Below are 3,219 nucleotides of genomic sequence, written 5' to 3'. Positions count from 1 at the left end.
TGCTTTGAGTGCATAGAGGATAGTTGCTGCTTTTTGATAACCAATACGAATTACTGTCTTGCTATTATTATTTTGAGCGATTGTATTTGCATTAGCTTTCTGAATTGTCCCGCCATTATTGCTAACGTTGGGAGAAAAAACAGAAATAGCTAATGTTGAACCTAATCCAACTGTAAATAGTAAAGAAAAAGTGCGAATGTTCGATTTTTTAAGAAACATAATCCCAACTTCAACTAATCGGAGTAAAGAGAATCTAAAAACAGATGGCGATTGGAAATCACGGCTACACAGACAAAACTTACACTATGGCTAAGGCCACGCTACGCTATCGGCAGGCTCAGTGACCGCCTGAGTCGGTTCAAAGAGCCGCATAGGTGGACTTCGTATAGCCTCAGACTTTTGCTTTGAGGGCTATCTTTAGGTGAATTTATGATAAAACTACAGTATATCAATCAAGTTACCGTATTTTATTCTTAAATAATCACATAAAAGTGATTTGAATGCAAGAGGTCTATGGAAAAATATTAACCGTGCGTGTAGTCGTATACCCTTATTTGCCGTAAAATGCCAGAAAAATTAGATTTGAACAAAAGTGTTGTGGGCGAGGAAGTACAAATAGATCCTGCCAATCTTCAACAAGAAGAAGTTATCCAACTCCTGAAACAAGTAATTGAACCCACTCTAAAAAACGACATCATTAGTTTGGGAATGGTGCGAAATCTGCGGATAGTTGATCAATATATTTATTTGCGCTTGTATATAGGTTCTCGTCAGCAGCACTTAGAAGCAGAGATTAAAGCGGTATTATCATCATTAGGTTGGTGTAAAAAAACCTACATTCAAGTTTGTACAATTCCAGGGGTAAAAACGACATTAGCCATATCTAGCGGTAAAGGGGGTGTAGGTAAATCCACAACCGCAGTTAATTTAGCCGCAGCGTTGAAATTAACGGGAGCAAAAGTGGGTTTATTAGATGCTGATGTTTATGGTCCCAACGTTCCTCAGATGCTTGGATTAGGACAATCTGAAGTTACGGTTATTGACACTGCTAATGGGCAGAAATTTTTACCATTAGAAGCTCATGGTATCAAAGTCATGTCTGTAGGATTGTTAGCAGAACCGGATCATCCTTTAGCCTGGCGTGGACCTGTATTACATAAAATCATTACTCAATTTATACATGATGTTGAATGGGGAGAATTGGACTATCTGTTAATAGATTTGCCTCCCGGTACTGGTGATGCTCAAATTACGATTGTGCAAGAAAGCCCGATTTGTGGGGTGATATTGGTAACAACACCTCAACAGGTCGCTGTTGCTGATGTGCGTCGCAGTATCTATATGTTTCGCCAAGTGGGTGTTCCTGTTCTCGGTATTATCGAGAATATGAGCTATTTTATCGGCGTAAATGGGGAAGAAACTGCGATTTTTGGGAGTGGTGGCGGTGAAAAATTGTCAAATGAACTCCAAGCACCACTTTTAGGCAAAATTCCCCTCGATCCTCGTATCTGTAATGGCGGTGATACTGGGCAACCTCTTACCCTTGTTGACTCTAGCACAATTACAAGTCAAGTATTTATACACATTGCTACGGCATTAGAGGCTACTTTTCTTGCTTTTTCTAGTTATTTATGAGATGCTTAGTTTTAATCCACAGTATCTTGATGTAGATACCGTATTTTAAGTTAATCAATGGGTGTTCACTATGGCAGATAAATTAGAAGGAAAAGTTGCTATTATTACCGGGGCTTCTTCGGGAATTGGGGAAGCTACGGCTATTTTACTCGCAGCAGCAGGGGCAAAAGTAGTAATTGCAGCCAGAAGGGGAGATAGGTTGCAGGCTGTAGCAAAACATATTACTGACAATGGTGGACAAGCATTATCCGTTATTACAGATATTACCGATGAAGCTCAAACTAGAAACCTAATCCAAAAAGCTAATGCAGAATTTGGGCGTGTAGATATTTTAGTAAACAATGCAGGTATATCATTTCCTGGCAGGATTGAAAATGCAGATCCGTCAAACTGGCGGAAAATGATTGATATTAATGTTTTAGCGTTAATGTACACAACGCACACCGTATTACCTATTTTCAAAGCGCAAAAATCAGGACATATTGTTAATATTTCATCCGTTGCCGGACGCATTGCCCGTGCAGGAATGGCAGCTTACAATGTCACTAAATGGGGTGTAAATGCCTTTTCGGAAGCATTAAGACAGGAAGTATATCAAGATAATATCCGCGTTACTATCATCGAGCCTGGTTTAGTAGAAACAGAAATTGATCAGCATATTACCGATGTAGTAGCAAAGCAGGAAATTGCAGCCAGACGGAAAGCAATTACACCATTACAAAGTGAAGATATCGCAGCAGCAATACTTTATGCTGTTAGCCAACCACAGCACGTAAATGTGAATGAAATCTTGATTCGTCCAACTCAGCAAGATCGGTAATGACTATACCTGAAAATAGGTAATATTAATGTTAGAAGAAAATAGCACATCATTAAAAAAAAGCAACAAAATATTTGCTTTTTTGAAAATCTCACCTGCAATTAAATCACCCAATTTATTTGGTTTTCTCATTGGGGAAAGCGTGTCTTTTTTCGGCTCTTGGATGACACAAATTGCCCTAGTATGGATGGTTTATCAATTAACAAATTCAGCTATGTTAGTTGGTGTTGCAGGCTTCACTAATCAAGCAATGGGCTTGGTTATTACACCATTGGTAGGAGTATTACTAGATAGATGGAATTTAAAATATGTTTTGTTAACCACTCAGATAGTATCTATTATTTTATCTTCATTACTAACTTTTTTAACTGTTAGTAATCAGATAAATTTTACAGATATTATTATCATTGGTATTCTTCAGGGCATAGTCAAAGCTTTTGATTTACCAGCACGTCAAGTAACTATCCCCAGATTGCTAGAAAACAGAAGTGATACTTATAGTGCAATGGCTGTGCATTCATTTTTAATTAATACAGCTAAATTTGTTAGTCCTATGATTGGGGGTTTGATAATTGCTATAAATGGAGTAGGTTTATGTTTCTTAGTAGATGCTATTAGCTATTTGCCTTTTATATTAGCTATCTTAATCATGCGGATAAAACCAAATATCAATAATTTATCTACATCAAAATCTCCAAAAATTTGGCATAACTTAAAAGAAGGATTTATTTTTGTCTATAATTTTGTGCCTATTAAATCTATTT

The 3,219-nt window shown here is 37.3% G+C and carries 3 protein-coding genes and 1 pseudogene; 3 read left to right on the top strand and 1 reads right to left on the bottom strand.

The features are described 5' to 3' along the window. Positions 1-219: pseudogene (locus IQ228_RS23765) on the bottom strand (aliphatic sulfonate ABC transporter substrate-binding protein); the annotation flags it as partial. A gap of 345 nt (positions 220-564) precedes the next feature. Here IQ228_RS23765 and IQ228_RS23760 point away from each other — a divergent pair. From IQ228_RS23760 to IQ228_RS23750, 3 genes are all read left to right on the top strand, one after another. Further along, positions 565-1,635: an Mrp/NBP35 family ATP-binding protein gene (locus IQ228_RS23760; protein ID WP_051424233.1), complete on the top strand. Its 1,071-nt coding sequence runs from the start codon at positions 565-567 to the stop codon at positions 1,633-1,635. 70 nt (positions 1,636-1,705) lie between these two features. Further along, positions 1,706-2,455: an SDR family NAD(P)-dependent oxidoreductase gene (locus IQ228_RS23755; RefSeq protein ID WP_193964669.1), complete on the top strand. Its 750-nt coding sequence runs from the start codon at positions 1,706-1,708 to the stop codon at positions 2,453-2,455. Positions 2,456-2,483: 28 nt separating this feature from the next. Then, a partial coding sequence (locus IQ228_RS23750; RefSeq protein ID WP_193964667.1) for an MFS transporter occupies positions 2,484-3,219 on the top strand: 736 nt, incomplete at its 3' end.

This window comes from Dolichospermum sp. LEGE 00246 (genome assembly GCF_015207865.1).
GTDB lineage: Bacteria > Cyanobacteriota > Cyanobacteriia > Cyanobacteriales > Nostocaceae > Dolichospermum > Dolichospermum heterosporum.
The sequence above is the reverse complement of the archived record's forward strand: the minus strand, read 5'-3'. Positions and strand labels throughout refer to the sequence as shown.

Excerpts from the sequence above, each read along its gene's own strand:
- IQ228_RS23760 (WP_051424233.1), top strand. The coding sequence starts at position 565 with ATGCCAGAAAAATTAGATTTGAACAAAAGTGTTGTGGGCGAGGAAGTA.
- IQ228_RS23755 (WP_193964669.1), top strand. The coding sequence starts at position 1,706 with ATGGCAGATAAATTAGAAGGAAAAGTTGCTATTATTACCGGGGCTTCT.